The organism is Finegoldia sp. P2-F-LR, from assembly GCF_052932265.1.
Map to the genome: position 1 here is coordinate 1 of NZ_JBRFJF010000011.1, position 18,108 is coordinate 18,108.

Annotated in this window: 32 protein-coding genes and 1 rRNA gene; all 33 read right to left on the minus strand. The window is 34.1% G+C overall.

Annotated elements, in window-relative coordinates:
• Positions 1–114 (minus strand): 16S ribosomal RNA (locus tag ACU68W_RS07315); the annotation flags it as partial.
• A 339-nt stretch (positions 115–453) separates the two neighbouring features.
• Complete coding sequence (locus tag ACU68W_RS07320) at positions 454–1,689, minus strand: peptidoglycan binding domain-containing protein (RefSeq protein ID WP_094208009.1); 1,236 nt, start codon at positions 1,687–1,689, stop codon at positions 454–456.
• Positions 1,690–1,792: 103 nt separating this feature from the next.
• On the minus strand, positions 1,793–2,389 hold the full coding sequence (rpsD, locus tag ACU68W_RS07325) for a 30S ribosomal protein S4 (RefSeq protein WP_002836144.1): 597 nt from the start codon (positions 2,387–2,389) through the stop codon (positions 1,793–1,795).
• A gap of 95 nt (positions 2,390–2,484) precedes the next feature.
• Positions 2,485–4,458, minus strand: coding sequence for a cell wall-binding repeat-containing protein (locus tag ACU68W_RS07330; protein ID WP_446756339.1), 1,974 nt, complete (start codon positions 4,456–4,458; stop codon positions 2,485–2,487).
• 132 nt (positions 4,459–4,590) lie between these two features.
• The gene (rplQ, locus tag ACU68W_RS07335) at positions 4,591–4,986 is read right to left on the minus strand and encodes a 50S ribosomal protein L17 (RefSeq protein ID WP_094223069.1); all 396 of its coding nucleotides are present in this window, start codon (positions 4,984–4,986) and stop codon (positions 4,591–4,593) included.
• A 13-nt stretch (positions 4,987–4,999) separates the two neighbouring features.
• On the minus strand, positions 5,000–5,953 hold the full coding sequence (locus tag ACU68W_RS07340) for a DNA-directed RNA polymerase subunit alpha (protein ID WP_094223068.1): 954 nt from the start codon (positions 5,951–5,953) through the stop codon (positions 5,000–5,002).
• A 55-nt stretch (positions 5,954–6,008) separates the two neighbouring features.
• Positions 6,009–6,416: a 30S ribosomal protein S11 gene (gene rpsK, locus ACU68W_RS07345; protein WP_002836140.1), complete on the minus strand. Its 408-nt coding sequence runs from the start codon at positions 6,414–6,416 to the stop codon at positions 6,009–6,011.
• A gap of 15 nt (positions 6,417–6,431) precedes the next feature.
• Positions 6,432–6,782 carry a 30S ribosomal protein S13 gene (gene rpsM, locus ACU68W_RS07350; protein ID WP_002841105.1) on the minus strand — a complete coding sequence of 117 codons (351 nt, stop codon included), beginning with the start codon at positions 6,780–6,782 and terminating at the stop codon, positions 6,432–6,434.
• A gap of 12 nt (positions 6,783–6,794) precedes the next feature.
• The gene (gene rpmJ / locus ACU68W_RS07355; RefSeq protein WP_002836138.1) at positions 6,795–6,908 is read right to left on the minus strand and encodes a 50S ribosomal protein L36; all 114 of its coding nucleotides are present in this window, start codon (positions 6,906–6,908) and stop codon (positions 6,795–6,797) included.
• 14 nt (positions 6,909–6,922) lie between these two features.
• The gene (gene infA / locus ACU68W_RS07360) at positions 6,923–7,138 is read right to left on the minus strand and encodes a translation initiation factor IF-1 (RefSeq protein WP_094208007.1); all 216 of its coding nucleotides are present in this window, start codon (positions 7,136–7,138) and stop codon (positions 6,923–6,925) included.
• The gene (locus ACU68W_RS07365) at positions 7,119–7,403 is read right to left on the minus strand and encodes a KOW domain-containing RNA-binding protein (protein WP_002836136.1); all 285 of its coding nucleotides are present in this window, start codon (positions 7,401–7,403) and stop codon (positions 7,119–7,121) included. Before ACU68W_RS07365 ends, infA begins: the two co-directional genes overlap by 20 nt.
• A 5-nt stretch (positions 7,404–7,408) precedes the next feature.
• Positions 7,409–8,056 carry an adenylate kinase gene (locus tag ACU68W_RS07370; RefSeq protein WP_002841116.1) on the minus strand — a complete coding sequence of 216 codons (648 nt, stop codon included), beginning with the start codon at positions 8,054–8,056 and terminating at the stop codon, positions 7,409–7,411.
• A 10-nt stretch (positions 8,057–8,066) separates the two neighbouring features.
• Complete coding sequence (secY, locus tag ACU68W_RS07375) at positions 8,067–9,341, minus strand: preprotein translocase subunit SecY (protein ID WP_308611205.1); 1,275 nt, start codon at positions 9,339–9,341, stop codon at positions 8,067–8,069.
• Position 9,342: 1 nt separating this feature from the next.
• Positions 9,343–9,792, minus strand: coding sequence for a 50S ribosomal protein L15 (gene rplO, locus ACU68W_RS07380; RefSeq protein ID WP_002836133.1), 450 nt, complete (start codon positions 9,790–9,792; stop codon positions 9,343–9,345).
• 11 nt (positions 9,793–9,803) lie between these two features.
• Positions 9,804–9,986: a 50S ribosomal protein L30 gene (gene rpmD / locus ACU68W_RS07385; protein WP_002836132.1), complete on the minus strand. Its 183-nt coding sequence runs from the start codon at positions 9,984–9,986 to the stop codon at positions 9,804–9,806.
• 13 nt (positions 9,987–9,999) lie between these two features.
• Positions 10,000–10,506, minus strand: a complete 507-nt coding sequence (gene rpsE, locus ACU68W_RS07390; protein WP_002837356.1) for a 30S ribosomal protein S5 — start codon at positions 10,504–10,506, stop codon at positions 10,000–10,002.
• A gap of 20 nt (positions 10,507–10,526) precedes the next feature.
• Complete coding sequence (gene rplR / locus ACU68W_RS07395; RefSeq protein WP_094208005.1) at positions 10,527–10,889, minus strand: 50S ribosomal protein L18; 363 nt, start codon at positions 10,887–10,889, stop codon at positions 10,527–10,529.
• 14 nt (positions 10,890–10,903) lie between these two features.
• Entirely contained in the window at positions 10,904–11,443 is a 540-nt protein-coding gene (gene rplF, locus ACU68W_RS07400; RefSeq protein ID WP_094208004.1) for a 50S ribosomal protein L6, read from the minus strand.
• A gap of 26 nt (positions 11,444–11,469) precedes the next feature.
• Complete coding sequence (rpsH, locus tag ACU68W_RS07405) at positions 11,470–11,865, minus strand: 30S ribosomal protein S8 (RefSeq protein ID WP_002836125.1); 396 nt, start codon at positions 11,863–11,865, stop codon at positions 11,470–11,472.
• Between the two features lie 21 nt (positions 11,866–11,886).
• Positions 11,887–12,072 carry a type Z 30S ribosomal protein S14 gene (locus ACU68W_RS07410; RefSeq protein ID WP_002836123.1) on the minus strand — a complete coding sequence of 62 codons (186 nt, stop codon included), beginning with the start codon at positions 12,070–12,072 and terminating at the stop codon, positions 11,887–11,889.
• Between the two features lie 12 nt (positions 12,073–12,084).
• Entirely contained in the window at positions 12,085–12,627 is a 543-nt protein-coding gene (gene rplE / locus ACU68W_RS07415) for a 50S ribosomal protein L5 (RefSeq protein ID WP_002836122.1), read from the minus strand.
• An 18-nt stretch (positions 12,628–12,645) separates the two neighbouring features.
• Entirely contained in the window at positions 12,646–12,954 is a 309-nt protein-coding gene (gene rplX / locus ACU68W_RS07420) for a 50S ribosomal protein L24 (protein WP_002836121.1), read from the minus strand.
• Positions 12,955–12,972: 18 nt separating this feature from the next.
• Positions 12,973–13,341, minus strand: a complete 369-nt coding sequence (rplN, locus tag ACU68W_RS07425) for a 50S ribosomal protein L14 (protein WP_002836120.1) — start codon at positions 13,339–13,341, stop codon at positions 12,973–12,975.
• A 24-nt stretch (positions 13,342–13,365) separates the two neighbouring features.
• Complete coding sequence (gene rpsQ, locus ACU68W_RS07430; RefSeq protein ID WP_002836119.1) at positions 13,366–13,620, minus strand: 30S ribosomal protein S17; 255 nt, start codon at positions 13,618–13,620, stop codon at positions 13,366–13,368.
• 5 nt (positions 13,621–13,625) lie between these two features.
• Complete coding sequence (gene rpmC, locus ACU68W_RS07435; RefSeq protein ID WP_002836118.1) at positions 13,626–13,832, minus strand: 50S ribosomal protein L29; 207 nt, start codon at positions 13,830–13,832, stop codon at positions 13,626–13,628.
• Positions 13,822–14,265, minus strand: a complete 444-nt coding sequence (rplP, locus tag ACU68W_RS07440) for a 50S ribosomal protein L16 (protein ID WP_094203271.1) — start codon at positions 14,263–14,265, stop codon at positions 13,822–13,824. Before rplP ends, rpmC begins: the two co-directional genes overlap by 11 nt.
• A gap of 21 nt (positions 14,266–14,286) precedes the next feature.
• A complete protein-coding gene (gene rpsC, locus ACU68W_RS07445; RefSeq protein ID WP_002836115.1) occupies positions 14,287–15,021 on the minus strand; it encodes a 30S ribosomal protein S3 in 735 nt (244 codons plus the stop codon).
• A gap of 11 nt (positions 15,022–15,032) precedes the next feature.
• The gene (rplV, locus tag ACU68W_RS07450) at positions 15,033–15,371 is read right to left on the minus strand and encodes a 50S ribosomal protein L22 (RefSeq protein WP_002836114.1); all 339 of its coding nucleotides are present in this window, start codon (positions 15,369–15,371) and stop codon (positions 15,033–15,035) included.
• A gap of 17 nt (positions 15,372–15,388) precedes the next feature.
• Positions 15,389–15,673: a 30S ribosomal protein S19 gene (rpsS, locus tag ACU68W_RS07455; RefSeq protein WP_002836113.1), complete on the minus strand. Its 285-nt coding sequence runs from the start codon at positions 15,671–15,673 to the stop codon at positions 15,389–15,391.
• A gap of 12 nt (positions 15,674–15,685) precedes the next feature.
• On the minus strand, positions 15,686–16,516 hold the full coding sequence (rplB, locus tag ACU68W_RS07460; protein ID WP_094223064.1) for a 50S ribosomal protein L2: 831 nt from the start codon (positions 16,514–16,516) through the stop codon (positions 15,686–15,688).
• Positions 16,517–16,532: 16 nt separating this feature from the next.
• Positions 16,533–16,823 (minus strand): 50S ribosomal protein L23, encoded by a 291-nt coding sequence (rplW, locus tag ACU68W_RS07465; RefSeq protein WP_094223063.1) that lies wholly within the window; start codon positions 16,821–16,823, stop codon positions 16,533–16,535.
• Positions 16,823–17,446 (minus strand): 50S ribosomal protein L4, encoded by a 624-nt coding sequence (gene rplD / locus ACU68W_RS07470; protein ID WP_440275521.1) that lies wholly within the window; start codon positions 17,444–17,446, stop codon positions 16,823–16,825. The genes rplW and rplD overlap by 1 nt, the downstream gene beginning before the upstream one ends.
• Positions 17,447–17,461: 15 nt before the next feature.
• The gene (rplC, locus tag ACU68W_RS07475) at positions 17,462–18,091 is read right to left on the minus strand and encodes a 50S ribosomal protein L3 (RefSeq protein ID WP_278735367.1); all 630 of its coding nucleotides are present in this window, start codon (positions 18,089–18,091) and stop codon (positions 17,462–17,464) included.
• Positions 18,092–18,108: the final 17 nt, after the last annotated feature.

Here is an 18,108-nt window from a genome sequence, read left to right on the forward strand (position 1 = left end):
CACTCTCATTAGTAATCTTCCACCGAGGCTTCTGTTTACTAAATCCCGTTCGACTTGCATGTGTTAAGCACGCCGCCAGCGTTCGTCCTGAGCCAGGATCAAACTCTCAATTTAATGTTTGTTTGAATCTAGCTTTTCAGCTGACTTTTGCTTTTTTTATTCTCACCGAATTATTGTTTGGTTTGTACTTCTCTCAAAGTATTTACTTTATTTAATTTATTAAGGTTCTATACTCACGAAATATATTTTAAAACGTGATTTTCAAAGTTTATTTGAAGTTCGCGTTTTGTGAGCTAACTATTACATTATACTCTTGTATTTCTTTCTTGTCAAGTGTTTTTTTAATTTTTATTTAATTAAAAAATTCACCGAACAATTGAGTGCTTATATATATTATCAAGTTTGCACTATAATGTCAAGTGAATTTTAAAAATTTTTTACTTTTATTTTACTTTAATAAACTATTACTGCTATGTTTTCTCCTACATCATAATATATGCTTTCTAATAGGTTGGGATTTACTTGTATGTCAGAGTTTTGTTCTGTAGATATTGTGTGTCTGTAAAATCCCAGCGTGTAGTTTTTGGAGTAGCCTTTTATTTTGTTATCTATGTTGTAGATTCCTTTTGGGATTGGTTGTGTGATTTTTATTGGTATACTTTTGTTGATTTTGTAGTTGTTGATGTAGTAGAGTGTTTTGTTTTGTTGGTCGATTTCAATGTATTCGTCTTGAATGTCGTTTTTGAGTCTTGACTTCGCTTTTTTTGAATACACTGGTTCTATTGTTTTATCTTCTGCATCATCTAGTGTGAATTTTATGAGTTCGACTGTTTTGTGTTTGTCGATTTCCCAGCCGTAGTCTGTTGCGTTGAGTGTGAGTGTTTTGTTTTCTGCTGTTTTTATTGTGTGTGGTTTGTTGTAAGTGTCTGTTTCTTTTTTCAAATCGTCTACGTAGCGTTCGATTTCACTGTCTTTATATACGAATCCTTGCTTTTCATCAAAGTCCATCATGTCGCGAAGTTGTGCGCCTTTTAGTTTATGGATTGTGTCGTTGAAATCAAAGCTTATTTCGATGTCTTTGAGTTTGTTGAGTTTGTTTTTGGCACGTATGATGTTCCAGTCGTTTGCGTAGACTTTTGGTTTGATGTATTCGTTTTTGAGTGTGATGTCTTCTTTTTGTTCTAGTAATGATTTTTTTATCGTGTCTTTGAGTTTGTCGGTGTTTATTTCGTTTCCGATTTCTTCTGGTATTATTGTGTATTCATCATCCAAGTAACTGATGTATGCGTTATACGATTTTTTGGCGTTCTTATTGAGTTCGGCTTGGTAGATTTTTTTATTTAGTTTGTCTTCGTCAATTGTATAGTCGAAATTGATGTTGTATTTTTTGGTGTCGAAGAACGACAACGGCCATGAGAATGGATTTTGTTCGAATTTGAAATCTTCTGGTATTTTTAGGTTGAAATCCACTTCTTTTGCATCTATTACGAGTTTGCGGTTGTTTGATGCGTTGATTATGAGTGTCCTTATCTCTGCATTTCTGTCCACTATTTTGGATTTTTCAACAAAGCTCATGTTGTAGCCGTTGACGTATGTGTTGGGTAGTGCGTAGAATGTAAAGAATGTCGTCCCACTAAAATACACGAAAAACAAGAATAGTATTGTGGTTATGAGTATTCGTTTTTTCATCTGATTTTCCTTTTTTGTTTATTATTAATATTATTGTACTTTTAATTTGAGTATATATCAATGATTGCAATAAAAAAAGCGAGTGTAATCACTCGCCTTTTGATTATCTTGAGTACAACTCAACTATTAATGAGTCTGTAATTTCGATTGGAATTTCTTGTCTTTCAGGAAGTCTTGTCAATGTTACTTTGAAGTTTTCTTCCTTGTCAATGTAAGGTAATGATTGTGCAAAGTTTGTTTCGTAGTTTTCTTTGAACAATTCATTTGATCTTGATTTTTCTTTCAATTCGATTACAGATCCTTCAGCTACTTGGTAAGAAGGGATATCTACTTTTTTACCGTTTACTCTGATTAAACCGTGAGATACCATTTGTCTTGCTTGTCTGATTGATGATGCAAATGAAGCTCTTAGAACTAGGTTGTCTAATCTAGTTTCTAATTGTCTTACCATTACATCCCCAGTTGTAAGACCTTCTTTGTTGTTAAGGGCTTTTTCGAAGTATTTGTGCATTTGTTTTTCGTTTACTCCGTAATATGCTCTTAATCTTTGTTTTTCAAGAAGTTGCATACCATATTCAGTTAACTTCTTGTCGTTTCTTCCAAGTCCTTTACCCATTCTTTTGTTAGCTTTTGGGTGACCGCATACGTTTAGACCTAATCTTCTAGATTGTTTAAATCTAGGTCCCATCATTCTTGCCATTAATATTCATCTCCATTAAAAAATTATTTGCCGCGATAATTTTTTAAGCCAACGCTATTATATCACCTACTGGTTTGTTTTTCAACAATTTTTGCTTATTTTTGTTGTAAATTTTCGATGAATTTAATGTATTGTTTTGCAAGGTCGTTGTCTTTGTTAAGTGTAGCACCTTTTTCAAGGATTGCATCGTCTATTACGACCTTATCTTTTTCGATATTTACCGATACTGCTACCTTTGTTCTTCCATTAGCTCCTACTAATGTGAAGTAGTTGTCAAATATGCTCTTTAATCTTTGATCTTTTACATATTTTTCGTGTTCGTTCATTAATTTTGCCAATTCGTTAGCTTCTGCATTAGTAAGTTCTCTTGTAACTTTCTTTCCGTCTTTTTTGTATGTGAATGTTACAGTTGTTGCAACGTTTGGGTTGGTTTTGGCTAATTCTTGTTGAATTTGTTTGGATACTGTCTTTTCTCCACCTATTATAGCTACTTGAATGATTTTTGATTTTCCAAGGTATTCTAATGTTTTTTGTGGTAGTTTATCTTTTGGTGTAAGAATCAATGGTACATCAAATCTTGCAGCGATTGGGTTTATTGCCAAGCTATCTGCGAATACTTCTCCACTTGCGAGGTATGCTCCTTGTGCGTTTTTGTAGAATTTGTCAGCTATTTTAAGTGATGTTTCGTATCTGTCATTGCCAGCTATTCTTTCGATTACTTTTGGTAGTTCTTTTTCTAATGATTTGGATACAGAGTTTTCTCCACCGACGATGTAGCATTTTTTGATTTTGGAATCTTTTAGTGCTTGTTTTGTTACGTCGTTGATTTTATCTTTTTGTACTAATACGATTGGATATCCGTTTTTTGTTGCAAATGCGCCAATACTTAACGAGTCTGCAAAATTTTCACCGCTTGCTATGATACAAGTGTCTGCGTCTTTGAATTCTTTGATGATTTCGGCATTTGTAGCGTATCTGTCAGCACCTTTGAATGATCTTACTTTGCTTTTTTCTGGTAATAATTGTTTTGCTACTTCGTTGCTGATGGATTTTTCGCCGCCAATTTTTACAAAGTATTTTGTTTGTAATCTTTTGATTTCTTGGATTAAACTTTTGTCGGCTTTTATCGCATCAGTCAATAAGATTGGCGCGTTGTATTTCTTGGATAGAACTGTTGCACTTAGTGAATCTGGGAAGTTGTTTTGATTTGCAAGGATAGCAAATTCTGATGTTTTGATGTAGCTTTTAGCTATTTGGATTGATGTGTCAATTCTGTCTTTTCCATAAATTCTGGATACTACGTAAGGTTTTGTACTCTGTGTGCTGTCGTCTGTTTTAAGCTTATCCGCTCCTAACAATTCTTTTGTATTGGCATCTACGTATACTTTTGTTCCTTCGTATTCGAATACGTAAGAAACTGCCAAACCTTTGTTTTGTGTGAATTTAGTTGCCAACTTATCGATATCCACAACAGTAGTTTCTGATTTTACTTTTGTTTCATCAAAATCTTTGATACCTTTTAATTTTTCTATCGCAACTTTCTTTGCATCTTCAATCTTTATTGTAGGTTTTTTTGTAACTTCAAAGTCTTCGATTCTGTTGAATGTTTTAAGTTCATTTGTTTTCTTGTCAAATGATACTGTTATTATGTTGTACGGATTTTTTACATTAAAAGAATTTTCTTTTTCAAATACAACTTTGTATCCGTTATCAAGTATATCTTGTTTGTCTACTAATTTGTATTCTTTAGGAATGTATCCGTCTTTTTGAAGCTTAGATATTGTACTGTTTAAGTAATCTTCGAATTTGTCGTCTGATTTTCCTGAGAATAGCTTTTCTGTACTAGAAAGTGCATCAATTCCAATAAGTTTTCCTTCTTTGTCAAATTTCAAAGTGATTCCATTTTGTAATTTGATTTCATCTTTTAAATTTGATTTGTCGATTGATTGATCAATTTTTAGACCAAGTTTTTTGATTGCATCTAACTTTTGGGTTTCATTTGCAGCAAATGAGTTTGTCGATAACAACAATGCTGATAAAGTCAGTGCAGCTACTATTTTTTTATTCATAGGTTCCTCCCAATAAATTTTTAGAATATTTTATTATTTGTTAACAAATTATTCTTAATTTTATTATATACCTATGGTTTTGTTTTCGCAATTGGGCACAAAAAAATAACTAAGCAAATGCTTAGTTATTTTCTATTTGTCAGCTTTCACTGTTTCTTTTTCGTTTGAGGATTCTTTTTTAGTGTAGTCTACTAATTCAAGTATACACATTTCAGAACCGTCTCCTCTACGAGGTCCTAATTTTAAGATTCTAGTGTATCCACCTTGTCTGTCAGCGTAAACTGGTGCGATTTCTTCAAACAATGTGTATACAACGTCTTTTTTGTATATATATTTAAGAGCTTCTCTTCTAGAGCTCAAATCACCTTTTTTACCAAGTGTAATCATCTTTTCAGCTTCTCTTCTAACTTCTTTAGCACGAGTAACTGTTGTTTCGATTTTTCCATTTTCGAACAATGATTGAACTAGGTTTCTTAACATTGCTGTTCTGTGATCAGTTCTTCTACCTAATTTTCTTAAGTTAGCCAATGTCTATCCTCCTTTATTCGTCTTTTATTTCTTGTTTAAATGCAAGGCCCATTTCTTGAAGTTTTTCTTCAACTTCGTCTAAGGATTTTTTACCAAAGTTCTTTATTTTCATCATATCTGCTTTTGTATGAGATACAATATCTCCTACAGTATTGATATTCGCTCTTTTCAAACAGTTGAATGATCTTAATGAGAAATCTAGTTCTTCGATATTGATGCCCATTTGAGTTTCTTTATCTTTTTGATTGTCTTCGTCGTCACTGTTTGTATTACACTCGTAGTTAGGTAATTCACTGAATAATTCCAGGCAATTGATTAGGATGTTACTTCCTTCGCTTAAGGCATCTTGTGGTCTAATTGTTCCATTAGTCCACACTTCTATAGTAAGCTTATCGTAATCAATTACTTGGCCAACTCTGGCATTATCTACTGTGAAATTAACCTTTTTCACAGGGCTAAACAGTGAGTCAATGGCGATATCTCCTATAATATCTTCATCTGTTTTGTTAAATTCAGATATTTTGTAGCCTTTTCCGTTGATAACTGTGATTTGCATTTCTAATGAAGCGTCTTCATTTAGTGTTGCAATGTAGTGATCTGGGTTTTTAACTTCCAAATCAGTATCAACTAAAATATCCTTAGCTGTTAGAACACATGGACCTTTTATGTCTACATTTAATGATATAGGTTCTTCATTGTATTTCTTTACAGCGATACCTTTTAAATTCAAAATTATTTCAGGTACGTCTTCTTTGACACCTTTAATCGTAGACATTTCATGAGCTACACCTTGGATATTTATCTTTGATATAGCAGCTCCTGGTAATGATGATAATAAAACTCTTCTGAGAGAGTTTCCTAGAGTAGTTCCATATCCTCTTTCCAGTGGCATTATGACAAATTTACCGTAATTATTTTGTTCATCTAATTCAACGATTTTTATTTTAGTATCTAATTGTTCAGTCATAAATACAGCCTCCTTCGACAAGTCCCATCAGGAAATCCTGAATTAAGCCTATGTGTTATACTCTTCTCTTCTTTGGTGGTCTACAACCGTTGTGAGGGATTGGAGTTACATCTTTAATAGAGCTAACTTCAAGTCCAGAAGCTTGCAAACTTCTAATTGCAGATTCTCTTCCTGAACCTGGTCCTTTTACATAAACTTCAACAGTTTTTAATCCGTGTTCCATTGCTTTTTTAGCAGCTTCTTCAGCAGCTTGTTGTGCAGCGTATGGAGTTGATTTTCTAGATCCTCTGAATCCTAATTGTCCAGCAGAAGCCCAGCTTAATACGTTACCGTTAAGGTCAGTTAAACATACCATAGTGTTGTTGAATGTAGAAGAAATGTGTGCTTGACCTTTTTCAATATTCTTTTTTACTCTTTTTTTACCGCGAACGTTACGTTTTGCGCCTTTAGTTTTTAGTGCCAATTAATTTCCCCCTCTCTATGCTTGTTTTCTAGGACCCTTACGAGTTCTTGCGTTGTTCTTTGTATGTTGTCCTCTAACTGGAAGGCCTTTTTTGTGTCTTGATCCTCTGTAGCAGTTGATTTCTTTTAATCTTTTGATATTCATTGCTACATCACGACGTAAATCCCCTTCAGTAAGATAATTGTCTAATTCATTTCTGATATCAGATAATTCAGATTCTGTTAAATCTTTTACTCTTGTGTCAGGATTGATTCCTAATTTAGCTAAGATTTTATTTGATGATTGTCTACCTATTCCATAAATTGCAGTTAGTCCAATTTCTACACGTTTGTCATTTGGTAAGTCGACACCTTGAATTCTTGCCATTTATACCTCCTACTAACCTTGTCTTTGTTTGTGTTTAGGGTTATCGCAAATAACCATAACACGACCTTTTCTTTTTATAATCTTGCACTTTTCGCACATTTTTTTAACTGATGGTCTTACTTTCATTGCTTAACCTCCGTTTATTTCTTTCTCCATGTTATTCTTCCACGATTCAAATCGTATGGTGATAATTCAACCGTTACCTTGTCTCCTGGAAGAATTCTTATATAATTCATTCTTAATTTGCCTGAAATATGAGCTGTTATTACATGGCCATTTTGAAGTTCTACCTTAAATACCGTATTAGGAAGAGCATCTACTACTGTTCCTTCTAATTCAATAACTTCTTTGGACATCCTTGTCTTGATCCTCCTTTTTTAAATTGTTTAACATATATCTTAGTTTCTTATCTGTTAAATTCTCTAATTGCAACTTTTTGTTGTATTTTTGAAGATGTTTTATCTTCTTTTTCTTTGGTTTTTCGATTTTACGTTGTTTTCCATCTACTACCAATACATAAGAATCGTCAAGAATTTCCAAAACCATTTGTAGTTTGCCCATATCACGACCACAAGTACTTAAAACAACTTGTCCTGTTTCAAGTTTGTTGTATTGGCTCATTAATTCTAACCTTTTTTTAATTCTGTTACTAACTTATTAGTGATTTCATCTATTGGAAGAGTTCCGTCAACTGTGAATACTAAATCTTGTTTGTTGTAGAAGTCTACTAAAGGTTTAGTTTGTGAATCGTAAACTTTGATTCTGTCTAGTACAGTTTGTTCTTTGTCATCTTCCCTTTGGATTACTGGAGTTTGGCATACATCACAAATTCCTTCAACTTTTGGAGGGTTGTTATCAATGTGATAGCTTGCACCACAGTTTGGACATACACGTCTTCCTGAAAGTCTTTTTACAAGAGAATCTTTGTCAACGTCTATGTTTAATACGCGGTCTAGTTTCAATCCTCTTTTAGCTAGTCCTTCATCAAGGGCTTCGGCTTGAGGGATTGTTCTTGGGAACCCGTCAAGTAAGAAGCCATTTTTGCAATCTTCTTGATCTAATCTATCCCAAACTATTTCTATTGTTAATTCATCAGGTACAAGTTTTCCTTCTGCAAGTAAGCCTTCAACTTTTTGACCTAGTTCTGTCTTTTCTTTGATATTTTTTCTGAAAATATCTCCTGTTGAAATATGAGGAATATCAAATTCTTCAATTACTCTTTTAGCTTGAGTGCCTTTACCTGCTCCCGGAGGTCCTAATAATATTAATCTCATTATAAACTCCTTATTTCAAAAATCCTTTATAGTGTTTCATAGTTAGCATACTTTCCATTTGTTTTACAGTATCTAATACTACCCCTACTACGATGATGATTGATGTACCACCGAATAGGATTTGTATTCCTATAGCTTTTGATATTAGCATTGGTGCTGATGCAACTATCGCTAATATGATTGCGCCTATAAATGTTACTCTATCAGAAATTTTCTTTAGATACATACCTGTTGGTTTACCAGGTCTAATTCCCATAATGAATCCGCCATATTGTTGCAAGTTTTTAGCGTATTCAACAGTGTTGAATTGAATTGCTGAGTAGAAGAATGCGAATATTATAATCAATAACATATTTACTATTGAGAAGATTACTAACCCTGATGTTGTTTGTACTGTGAATATGTGGGCTAACCATCCTGGCATGTCTTTGCCGAATAATAATGCTATTGTTTGTGGTAATTGTAATATTGCTGATGCAAAGATTACTGGCATTACACCACCCATATTAACTTTAATTGGAATATGAGTTGATTGACCACCATACATTTTTCTTCCTACTACTCTTTTAGCGTATTGTACAGGAATTCTTCTTTCACCTTGGTTAATTAATACCACTACTACTAATATTATAATCGCTATTAGTACGAAAAGTAATATTTTCCACCAAGATAACATTCCTTGTCTAGATTGATAAATCATTGTACCGATTTGTCTTGGCATATTTGAAATGATACCTAAGAAAACCAAGATTGAAATTCCGTTACCGATACCTCTTTCAGTAATCATTTCTCCTAGCCATACTAGAAACATTGATCCTGCTACCAAGCTTATTAATATAACAAATCCTGTTAAAAAGCTTTTGTCTACGATTGCTCTGTTAAATAAACCATTAACTGTAGCATATCCTTGAATGAATGCCAAAATTATACTACAGATTTTAGTGTATTTACCCATTCTCTTCTTTCCTTCTTCACCTTCACGAGTAAGCTCTCCTAATCTAGGAAATGCTACTGTTAAAAGTTGAAGAATGATTGAAGCGGTAATGTAAGGGTATATTGAAAGAGCAAATATGCTCATTTGTCTCAATGATCCCCCACTCAATAGGTTCAATAAAGAAACTATTCCGCCTTCTTGACCGCTCATTATTTGTTTGATAATGGCCTTATCCATAAAAGGAACCGGTATTGCATTACCTAATCTAAAAACTACAATCATTAGTAGAGTAAAGCCGATTCTTTTACGAATGTCTAAAACCTTCCATGCGTCTTTTAAGGTTTTAAGCATCTTAAATCACCTCTACCTTTCCTCCGGCTTTTGTAATTTTTTCTTCAGCTGATTTAGTAAATTTATTAGCTTTTATAGTTAATTTCTTAGTTAATTCTCCGTCACCTAAAATCTTAACGCCGTCTTTTGCCTTAACTGGCTTAAAGAATCCTGCGTTTGCTAGGATTTCTGGTGTTATTTCGTCTCCATCTTCAAAACAATTTAAGTCTCTGATGTTGATTTCAGCGTATTGTTTTGCGAAGTGGTTTTTGAAGCCTCTCTTAGGAAGTCTTCTGAATAAAGGCATTTGACCCCCTTCAAATCCTGGTCTTACGCCTCCGCCTGATCTTGAGTTTTGTCCGTCTCTACCACGTCCAGCATTGTGTCCTAATCCTGAACCGTAACCTCTACCAACTCTTTTTCTTGCTTTTACTTCTCCACCTTTAGCAGGTCTTAAGTTGTGTAATTTCACTATAACACCTCCTACTTAACTTCTTCTACGTCAACCATGAATGCAATGTGTCTAATCATTCCACGTATTGCATCATTGTCTTCTTTGATTACTGATTGTCCGATTTTATGAAGTCCAAGGGCTTCACAAGTTCTAATGTGTTTTTCAATTCTACCGATTTTGCTCTTTTTAAGAGTGATCTTTAATTTACTCACTTAAAAGCCCTCCTTATTTTAAAATTTCTTCTACAGACTTTCCTCTTAATTTAGCTACTTGTTCAGCTGTCTTAAGCGATTTAAGTCCTTCTACAGTTGCATTAACAATGTTTTGAGGGTTTGATGTTCCCAATGATTTAGAACGAACGTCTTTGATACCAGCTAATTCACATACCGCACGAACTGGTCCTCCGGCGATAACTCCAGTACCTTCTCCAGCTGGTTTTAATAATACTCTACCAGCTCCAAATATTCCTGTTACTTGGTGAGGAATAGTTGTGTTTACGATAGGAACTGTGAAGATGTGTTTTTTAGCATCTTGGCTAGCCTTTCTAATAGCTTCTGGTACTTCTTGTGCTTTACCAATACCAACACCAACGTGTCCGTTTTTATCTCCAACTACTACAAGGGCTGCGAATCTAAAGTTTCTACCACCCTTAACAACCTTAGCTACACGGTTAATATTTACAACTCTTTCTTCTAATTCTAAACCTTCTATTTCTTTATTTAAAAGTTCCAATACTAAATACCTCCCTTGCACTAAAATTTAAGTCCGGCGCTTCTAGCACCTTCAGCTAATTCTTTAACTTTTCCGTGATATAAATATCCAGATCTGTCAAATACGCATTGTTCAATGCCTTTGTCGATAGCTCTCTTACCAATTAATTCACCAACAAGTTTTGCAGCTTCCATGTTAGATTTTGATTCGCCTTTGTAATCTTTATCTAATGTAGATGCAGCTACTAATGTGTTGTGGTTAACATCATCGATTAATTGTGCATAGATGTTAGTATTAGACTTGAATACGCATAATCTTGGTTTTTCAGAAGTTCCTGTAAGGTTCTTACGAATACGTAGATGTCTTTTAACTCTATTTGCGTTTTTATCAATTTTCTTAAACATACCTTACTCCTTTCCTACTTACCTGTTTTACCGACTTTACGTCTAATATGTTCATCTTCATATCTGATACCTTTACCTTTGTATGGTTCAGGTCCTCTTAAGTCTCTGATTTTTGCAGCGTAGTTACCAACTTGTTGTTTGTTGATACCACTGATAACTAATGTGTGTTGTTCTGGAACTTCAACTGATATTCCTTCTGGATCTTCTTTTTCAATTGTGTGTGAATATCCCAAGTTTAACACTAATTTTTTACCTTGTTTTGCTGCTCTATAACCAGTACCTTCTATAATTAAAGTTTTCTTATATCCTTCAGTAACACCTTCAATCATGTTAAAAACAAGAGTTCTTGTTAAACCATGAAGTGATTTGTGTCTTTTAATGTCTGAAGGTCTTGAAACTGTGATTGTATTATCTTCTACTTTGATAATCATTTCCTTTGGCATTTGTTCAACTAATTCACCTTTTGGTCCTTTTACAGTACACAAATTGTCTTCAGTTATTTTTACTTCAACGCCATTAGGAATTTCAATTGGTTTTAATCCAATTCTTGACATGGTCAAACCTCCTTATAATGTTTGTGTTACCATACGTAACAAATTACTTCTCCACCAATACCTTCTTTTCTAGCAACTTTATCAGTTACAAGGCCTTTTGATGTAGAGACAATAGCAATACCAAGTCCGCCTAAAACCTTAGGAACTTCATTTGCTCTGGCATAGACACGAAGTCCAGGTTTAGATATTCTCTTGATACCTGAAATTACTTTTTCTTCGTTAGGACCATATTTTAAATCTATTGTAATGATTCCTTGTTTACCGTCATCAGTAACATTGAAACCATCGATAAATCCTTCATCTAATAAAATTTGTGCTATTGATTTTTTGATATTAGATGCAGGAACTTCAACAACTTTATGTTTCGCATTAACTGCGTTTCTTATTCTTGTTAGCATATCTGCTATAGGATCAGTCATCATAAAAGCTTCCTCCTTCCTTTCTTACCAGCTTGCTTTTCTTACGCCAGGGATTTCGCCTTTATAAGCCAATTCTCTAAAGCATATACGGCAGATGCCATATTTCTTTAAATATCCGTGAGGTCTACCACAAATTTTGCATCTGTTATATTCTCTTGTGCTAAACTTTGCAGGTCTTTTTTGTTTTGCGATCATTGATTTTTTAGCCACTAAAACTCCTCCTTATTTCTTAAATGGCATTCCCATTTTGTCTAATAATTCCTTAGCTTCTTCGTCAGTGTTTGCAGTAGTAACGACCACAATATCCATACCTCTAATTTGATCTACCATATCGTATTCAATTTCAGGGAATATTAATTGTTCTTTGATACCTACAGCATAGTTTCCTCTACCATCGAATGATTTAGAAGAAATACCTCTAAAGTCTCTTACACGTGGAAGAGAAATGTTCATAAATTTATCTAAGAAATCATACATTTTTTCACCACGTAATGTAACTTTAACACCAACATTCATTCCTTCTCTAAGTTTGAAGTTAGCGATAGATTTTCTTGCTTTTGTTACAATTGGGTGTTGTCCTGTAATTGTTTCTAATTCTTTAACTGCGCTTTCGATAGCCTTAGGATTTTCTTTTGAAGAACCTAAACCCATGTTAAGCACGATTTTTTCCAATCTTGGAACTTGCATGATGTTTTCATATTTGAAACGTTCAACCAAGAAAGGAACAACTTCATTTGTATATTTTTCTTTTAATCTGGAAGTCAAGTTTATACCCTCCTTATGTTACTTAATAGTTTCGTTGTTAGATTTCATAAATCTAACTTTCTTACCGTCTTCAAACTTGTAACCTAATCTTGTGCCTTTCTTGTTTTTAGCATCATAATACATTACGTTTGAAACATCAATCGGAGCTTCTTTTTTGATTAGTCCGCTTTCAACACCACGTCCGTTAGCTTTTTGGTGTTTAGTAACTATGTTAACTCCTTCTACTACTACTCTATTTTGTTTGGCTAATACTTCAATAACATTTCCAGTCTTTCCTTTGTCTTTACCAGAAATAACTATTACAGTATCTCCATTTTTAATCTTCATATCTCTTTACACCTCCAATTATAACACTTCAGGTGCCAATGAGATTATTTTCATGAAGTTATTGGCTCTCAATTCACGAGTTACTGAACCAAAAATTCTTGTTCCCACTGGATTTTTATCATCTTTTATAATTACAGCTGCGTTATCGTCAAATCTGATGTAACTTCCATCAGCTCTTCCCAATGGTTTAGTTGTTCTTACGATAACAGCTTTTACTACATCACCTTTTTTAACCATACCGCCCGGTTGTGCAGATTTAACTGAGCAAACTACGATGTCTCCGATAGCTGCGTACTTTCTTTTAGTACCACCTAAAACTCTTATTACTAGTAGTTCTTTTGCACCAGAGTTATCTGCAACTCTCAAACGACTTTCTTGTTGAATCATAAAATTCTCCTTTCGTAATAAGAATTACTTAGCTTTTTCTATAACTTCTACAAGTCTCCAGTTCTTTGTTTTAGAAAGAGGTCTTGTTTCCATTATTTTAACTTTATCGCCGATACCAGCAATGTTTTCTTCATCGTGTGCTTTAAATTTAGTTGTTTTTCTTAATTGTTTACCGTATTTAGGATCTTTGACAAGTGTCTTAACTTCTACAACAATTGACTTATCCATCTTATCTGAAACAACTATACCAACTATGGTTTTTCTCATATTTCTTTCCATAATTGTTAAGCCTCCTTACCAATGTTTAGCTCACGTTCTCTAATAATAGTCTTAATGCGAGCTATATCTTTTTTTACAAGTCCTATCATCATAGGGTTTTCTAATTGCCCAGTAGCTAATTGAAAACGTAGATTAAACAATTCACTTTTAGATTGTTCTAATTGTTTTTGTAAATCTTGATCTGATAGATTACGAATTTCTTTAGTTTTCATCAGCTTCACCGTCCTTTTCTCCGAACTCTTCACGAGTTATAAATTTAGTTTTGATAGGTAGTTTGTGTTGAGCAAGTCTCATAGCTTCACGTGCTACATCTTTAGGAACACCTGCCATTTCAAATAATACTCTACCTGGTTTAATTACTGCTACCCAATATTCTGGAGCTCCTTTACCTGAACCCATACGAATACCGATAGGCTTCTTTGACACTGGCTTATCTGGGAAAACTTTAATCCAGATGTTACCGCCTCTTTTTATATATCTTGTCATAGCACGACGTGCTGCTTCTATTTGATTAGCTGTTAACCAACAAGAACCTAACGCTTGTATACCATAATCACCGTAAGTTAAAGTATTGCCTTTTAATGCTTTACCTTTCATTCTGCCTCTATGAACTCTACGGTATTTTACTCTTTTAGGCATTAACATAGAATATTTCCTCCTCTCGAATTAGTTTTTAGCTGCTTGGGATTTACCTTTTCTGTTATTATTTCTTCTTTTTTTGTTTTTGTCGTTTTTTTTGTTTTTGTAAACAGGTAAATCTTCTTCTGTCATACCAGGTAACATTTCACCTTTGTATAACCAAACTTTAACACCAAGCTTACCATAAGTTGTGTCCGCTTCTGCAAATCCATAGTCGATTGCAGCTCTTAGAGTTTGAAGAGGAATAGTTCCTTCGCTGTATCCTTCGCTTCTTGCCATATCAGCTCCACCAAGTCTACCAGAAACCATAGTCTTAATACCCAAAGCTCCTGCTCTCATGCTTCTTTGCATTGTTTGTTTCATTGCACGTCTGAAAGAAATACGTCTTTCTAATTGACTTGCGATGTTTTCTGCAACTAATTGTGCATCTAAGTCTTGGAACTTAATTTCTTCTACATTTATGATTAATTTCTTACCTGTTAATTTTTCTAATTTATTTTTTAATTCTTCAACGCCAGCACCTTGACGGCCAATAACCATACCAGGTTTAGCTGTGTTGATAGTTACTTTAATTTTGTTTGATGCTCTTTCGATGGCTATACTGCTAATACCAGCGCTGAAAGATTCTTTCTTGATTAGTTCACGAATTTTGTGATCTTCTACTAAATAATCACTAAAATCTTTTTTATCTGCAAACCATCTTGAATCCCAGTCTTTGATAACACCAACTCTTAATCCTTTAGGATTAACTTTTTGACCCATCAGACTCCTCCTTATAATTCTCTTTCTTCTACAACTACGCCAACATGACTTGATCTTTTAAGGATTGGATAAGCCATTCCTTTAGCTTTTGGTCTCCATCTTTTCATTACTGGAGCATTATTAGCGTATGCTTGTGATACAAAAAGATCTTCTCTGTTTAATCCAAAATTGTGTTCTGCGTTTGCAATTGCTGAATTTAGCACTTTTTCTAAAATTCTAGCACCTTTTTTAGGAGTGAATTTCAATATAGCAAGGGCTTCATCAACTTGTTTACCTCTAATTTCTTTGCATATAAAGTTAACTTTTAGAGGAGAAATACGTACATATTTCGCTATAGCTTTAGCTTGCATTGTCATACCTCCTTATATTAATTACGAACCTTACTCGTTTTTTCGTTTTTAATGTGACCTTTGTATGTTCTTGTAGGAACAAATTCTCCTAATTTATGACCAACCATATCGTCAGTAATATAAACAGGTACATGCTTTCTTCCATCGTGAACTGCAATTGTGTGACCTACGAAGTTAGGGAATATTGTAGAACGACGAGACCAAGTTTTAATAATCTTCTTTTCATCGTTTTTGTTAAGTTCTTCCACTTTCTTCATTAAGTGTTCATCGCAGAAAGGTCCTTTTTTAAGTGATCTACTCATTCTATCCCTCCGTTATTTCTTTCTTCTTCTTACAATGTACTTATTAGACTTTTTGTTTTTCTTACGAGTCTTAAGTCCAAGTGCTGGTTTACCCCATGGAGTTGAAGGAGCTGGTCTACCGATTGGTGCTCTACCTTCACCACCACCGTGAGGGTGATCTACTGGGTTCATTGCTGAACCTCTAACGTAAGGTCTCTTACCTAAGTGTCTGTTACGTCCAGCCTTACCGATTGTAACCAATTCGTGAGAGATATTTCCAACTTGACCTACAGTAGCTTTACAGTCAAGGTGAATTAATCTGAATTCTCCTGATGGTAATCTTAATTGAGCAAATTTACCTTCTTTAGCCATAAGTTGTGCTTCAGCACCAGCTGTTCTAACTAATTGAGCTCCTTTGCCAACTTTCATTTCAATGTTGTGAACTGTAGTACCTACTGGAATGTTTCTCAATGGAAGAGCATTACCAGGAATGATATCTACATCCGCACCACTTTCAACTACATCTCCAACTTTTAAACCTTGTGGTTGAATGATGTATCTTTTTTCACCATCTTCGTATTGTAACAAAGCGATGTTTGCTGTTCTGTTTGGATCGTATTCGATTGATTTAACAACAGCTTTAATACCATCTTTGTTTCTTTTAAAATCTATAATTCTATATTTTCTCTTAGCTCCGCCGCCTCTGTGACGAATAGTTACTCTACCATAAGAGTTTCTTCCGCCAGATTTGTTTAAGCTAACAGTTAATGATTTTTCAGGAGTAGTTTTTGTGATTTCATCAAATGATAAAACACTCATACCACGTACACCGGCAGAAGTCGGTTTATATTTTTTTATTGCCATGTTTTTACCCCCTTAATTACATTCCTTCGAAAAATTCAATTTCTTTTGAATCTTCTGTTAATGCAACTATAGCTTTCTTCCAATCAGATCTCTTACCACTGTGAGCGCCCATTCTCTTAACTTTTCCTTTAACGTTCATAGTGTTAACAGATTTTACTTTAACATCAAAAATCTTTTCGATAGCGTTTCTGATTTCTATTTTATTCGCATTTTTATCTACTTTGAATACATATTTCTTTTCTTCCATTTTTCCCATAGAATCTTCAGAAATAATTGGTTTCAAAATAATATCATATGGTGATTTCATTATTGAAACACCTCCTCAAGAATTTTAACAGCATCAGTTGTAATAACTAATGAGTTGTATTTCAAACAATCATATACATTGATTAATCTAGCTTCACAAATAGCTACATTTTCAATGTTTCTAAATGATCTGTAAAGTGTATCATCATTTTTATCAACAACTACTAAAGCTTTCTTGTCTGCTTTAATATTCTTTAATACTTCAACAGCTTTTTTAGTGCTAATAGCATCTAAGCTTAATTTATCTAAAACGATCATTTCATTGTCATTAACTTTGTCAGTTAATACTGATTTGATTGCAAGTCTTCTAACTTTCTTAGGAACAGCGTAGCTATAATCTCTAGGCTTTGGAGCGAATACTACCCCACCACCTCTCCATTGTGGAGATCTGATAGATCCTTGTCTTGCTCTATCTGTACCTTTTTGTCTCCAAGGCTTCTTTCCTCCACCTCTTACCTCACTACGAGTTTTAGCAGATTGTGTGCCTTGTCTTTTATTAGCAAGTTGATTTCTAACTACTTCGTAAACAACGTGCTCATTAACATCAACGCCGAAAATGGCTTCATTTAATTCTAATTCTCCAACATTTTCTCCTTGTTGGTTTAAAATTTGAACTTTAGGCATGTTTCATCCTCCTTCCTATTTTGACTTAATAGCTTCTCTAACAGTAACTACTCCACCTTTGTTTCCTGGAACAGCTCCCTTAATAAGAAGTAAGTTTCTTTCATTGTCAACTTTAACAATTTTCAAGTTTTGAACAGTTACACGGTCGTGACCCATCTTTCCAGAACCTTTACGTCCTTTGAAAACTCTTGCTGGATAAGATCCGGCACTTCTTGCACCTGCAACTCTGTGTGATTTAGAGCCGTGTCCCATAGGTCCTCTTGAATAGTTGTGTCTAACTATTGCACCTTGAGTTCCCTTACCTTTTGAAATACCGATAACATCCACAACGTCTCCGTCTTGGAAAATATCTAATTTGATTTCATCGCCAAGGTTGAATTGTTCGTCATCATTAATTTTGAATTCTTGTAAGTGTTTCTTGAATGAAACGCCTGCTTTGCCAAAATGACCTCTCATTGGTTGGTTTACATGTTTTTCTTTCTTTTCAATGTAACCAACTTGAATTGCGTTATATCCTTCTTTTTCTTTAGTTTTGATTTGTGTAACAACCATTGGACCCGCTTCAATGACAGTTACTGGAACAACACTACCGTCTTCGTTGAAGATTTGAGTCATTCCGATTTTTTTACCTAAAATACTCTTCATTGAGTACACCTCCTATA

Bases quoted from the DNA above. Each gene is read 5' to 3' on its own strand.
- ACU68W_RS07320 (WP_094208009.1), bottom strand. From the start codon at position 1,689: ATGAAAAAACGAATACTCATAACCACAATACTATTCTTGTTTTTCGTG.
- rpsD (WP_002836144.1), bottom strand. From the start codon at position 2,389: ATGGCAAGAATGATGGGACCTAGATTTAAACAATCTAGAAGATTAGGT.
- ACU68W_RS07330 (WP_446756339.1), bottom strand. From the start codon at position 4,458: ATGAATAAAAAAATAGTAGCTGCACTGACTTTATCAGCATTGTTGTTA.
- ACU68W_RS07340 (WP_094223068.1), bottom strand. From the start codon at position 5,953: ATGACTGAACAATTAGATACTAAAATAAAAATCGTTGAATTAGATGAA.
- rpsM (WP_002841105.1), bottom strand. From the start codon at position 6,782: ATGGCAAGAATTCAAGGTGTCGACTTACCAAATGACAAACGTGTAGAA.
- rpmJ (WP_002836138.1), bottom strand. From the start codon at position 6,908: ATGAAAGTAAGACCATCAGTTAAAAAAATGTGCGAAAAGTGCAAGATT.
- infA (WP_094208007.1), bottom strand. From the start codon at position 7,138: ATGTCCAAAGAAGTTATTGAATTAGAAGGAACAGTAGTAGATGCTCTT.
- ACU68W_RS07365 (WP_002836136.1), bottom strand. From the start codon at position 7,403: ATGAGCCAATACAACAAACTTGAAACAGGACAAGTTGTTTTAAGTACT.
- ACU68W_RS07370 (WP_002841116.1), bottom strand. From the start codon at position 8,056: ATGAGATTAATATTATTAGGACCTCCGGGAGCAGGTAAAGGCACTCAA.
- secY (WP_308611205.1), bottom strand. From the start codon at position 9,341: ATGCTTAAAACCTTAAAAGACGCATGGAAGGTTTTAGACATTCGTAAA.
- rplR (WP_094208005.1), bottom strand. From the start codon at position 10,889: ATGTTTAAGAAAATTGATAAAAACGCAAATAGAGTTAAAAGACATCTA.
- rplF (WP_094208004.1), bottom strand. From the start codon at position 11,443: ATGTCAAGAATTGGATTAAAACCAATTGAAATTCCTAATGGCGTTGAA.
- rpsH (WP_002836125.1), bottom strand. From the start codon at position 11,865: ATGATGACTGATCCTATAGCAGATATGCTAACAAGAATAAGAAACGCA.
- rplX (WP_002836121.1), bottom strand. From the start codon at position 12,954: ATGAAGATTAAAAATGGAGATACTGTAATAGTTATTTCTGGTAAAGAC.
- rplN (WP_002836120.1), bottom strand. From the start codon at position 13,341: ATGATTCAACAAGAAAGTCGTTTGAGAGTTGCAGATAACTCTGGTGCA.
- rpsQ (WP_002836119.1), bottom strand. From the start codon at position 13,620: ATGGAAAGAAATATGAGAAAAACCATAGTTGGTATAGTTGTTTCAGAT.
- rpmC (WP_002836118.1), bottom strand. From the start codon at position 13,832: ATGAAAACTAAAGAAATTCGTAATCTATCAGATCAAGATTTACAAAAA.
- rplP (WP_094203271.1), bottom strand. From the start codon at position 14,265: ATGTTAATGCCTAAAAGAGTAAAATACCGTAGAGTTCATAGAGGCAGA.
- rpsC (WP_002836115.1), bottom strand. From the start codon at position 15,021: ATGGGTCAAAAAGTTAATCCTAAAGGATTAAGAGTTGGTGTTATCAAA.
- rplV (WP_002836114.1), bottom strand. From the start codon at position 15,371: ATGCAAGCTAAAGCTATAGCGAAATATGTACGTATTTCTCCTCTAAAA.
- rpsS (WP_002836113.1), bottom strand. From the start codon at position 15,673: ATGAGTAGATCACTTAAAAAAGGACCTTTCTGCGATGAACACTTAATG.
- rplB (WP_094223064.1), bottom strand. From the start codon at position 16,516: ATGGCAATAAAAAAATATAAACCGACTTCTGCCGGTGTACGTGGTATG.
- rplW (WP_094223063.1), bottom strand. From the start codon at position 16,823: ATGAAATCACCATATGATATTATTTTGAAACCAATTATTTCTGAAGAT.
- rplD (WP_440275521.1), bottom strand. From the start codon at position 17,446: ATGCCTAAAGTTCAAATTTTAAACCAACAAGGAGAAAATGTTGGAGAA.
- rplC (WP_278735367.1), bottom strand. From the start codon at position 18,091: ATGAAGAGTATTTTAGGTAAAAAAATCGGAATGACTCAAATCTTCAAC.